The sequence below is a fragment of the Acinetobacter sp. P1(2025) genome, from assembly GCF_051390655.1.
GTDB classification, from domain to species: domain Bacteria; phylum Pseudomonadota; class Gammaproteobacteria; order Pseudomonadales; family Moraxellaceae; genus Acinetobacter; species Acinetobacter junii.
In genome coordinates this window covers 1-1534 of record NZ_JBPKBJ010000126.1, presented here as the reverse complement: position 1 = coordinate 1534, position 1534 = coordinate 1, and the positions used below count along the sequence as shown (strand labels likewise).

Sequence of the window (1534 nt, the reverse complement as noted above, 5' to 3'; positions counted from 1 at the left end):
ATGCGATGAGAGGACGGAGAAGGTTAAGTCAGCCTGGCGTTGGTTGTCCAGGTGGAAGACGGTAGGCATGCATCTTAGGCAAATCCGGGGTGCTCTATGCTGAGAGTCGATAGCAAGCTGTACTTGTACAGTGAAGTGGCTGATACCATGCTTCCAGGAAAAGTCTCTAAGCTTCAGTTACACAGGAATCGTACCCGAAACCGACACAGGTGGTCAGGTCGAGTAGACCAAAGCGCTTGAGAGAACTCTGCTGAAGGAACTAGGCAAAATGGTACCGTAACTTCGGGAGAAGGTACGCTGCTGACGGTGATGGGACTTGCTCCCTGAGCGGTTGGCAGCCGCAGAAACCAGGCCGCTGCAACTGTTTATTAAAAACATAGCACTCTGCAAACACGAAAGTGGACGTATAGGGTGTGATGCCTGCCCGGTGCTGGAAGGTTAATTGATGGGGTTAGCGTAAGCGAAGCTCTTGATCGAAGCCCCAGTAAACGGCGGCCGTAACTATAACGGTCCTAAGGTAGCGAAATTCCTTGTCGGGTAAGTTCCGACCTGCACGAATGGCATAATGATGGCGGCGCTGTCTCCAGCAGAGGCTCAGTGAAATCGAAATCGCTGTGAAGATGCAGTGTACCCGCGGCTAGACGGAAAGACCCCGTGAACCTTTACTGCAGCTTGACATTGAACTTTGACCTTACTTGTGTAGGATAGGTGGGAGGCTTTGAAGTTGGAACGCTAGTTCCAATGGAGCCGTCCTTGAAATACCACCCTGGTAATGTTGAGGTTCTAACTCTGTCCCGTAATCCGGGACGAGGACCATGTCTGGTGGGTAGTTTGACTGGGGCGGTCTCCTCCTAAAGAGTAACGGAGGAGTACGAAGGTGCGCTCAGCGTGGTCGGAAATCACGCGTAGAGTATAAAGGCAAAAGCGCGCTTAACTGCGAGACCCACAAGTCGAGCAGGTACGAAAGTAGGTCTTAGTGATCCGGTGGTTCTGTATGGAAGGGCCATCGCTCAACGGATAAAAGGTACTCTGGGGATAACAGGCTGATACCGCCCAAGAGTTCATATCGACGGCGGTGTTTGGCACCTCGATGTCGGCTCATCTCATCCTGGGGCTGAAGCAGGTCCCAAGGGTATGGCTGTTCGCCATTTAAAGAGGTACGCGAGCTGGGTTTAGAACGTCGTGAGACAGTTCGGTCCCTATCTACCGTGGGCGCTGGAAATTTGAGAGGATCTGCTCCTAGTACGAGAGGACCAGAGTGGACGAACCTCTGGTGTACCGGTTGTCACGCCAGTGGCATCGCCGGGTAGCTATGTTCGGAAGGGATAACCGCTGAAAGCATCTAAGCGGGAAGCCTACCTCAAGATAAGATTTCCCTAGGAATTTATTCCTCTAAAGAGCCGTTCGAGACTAGGACGTTGATAGGTTGGGTGTGGAAGCACGGTGACGTGTGAAGCTGACCAATACTAATTGCTCGTGAGGCTTGACTATACAACACCCAAACAGTTGTTGTATTCAAGATAAATTCAATACA

The 1534-nt window shown here is 51.5% G+C and carries 1 rRNA gene (cut by a window edge); it reads left to right on the top strand.

Annotated elements, in window-relative coordinates:
• Window positions 1-1491: ribosomal RNA gene (locus ACSC97_RS17690) — 23S ribosomal RNA — on the top strand (it extends 1498 nt beyond the left edge of the window).
• The last annotated feature ends 43 nt before the right edge of the window (window positions 1492-1534 follow it).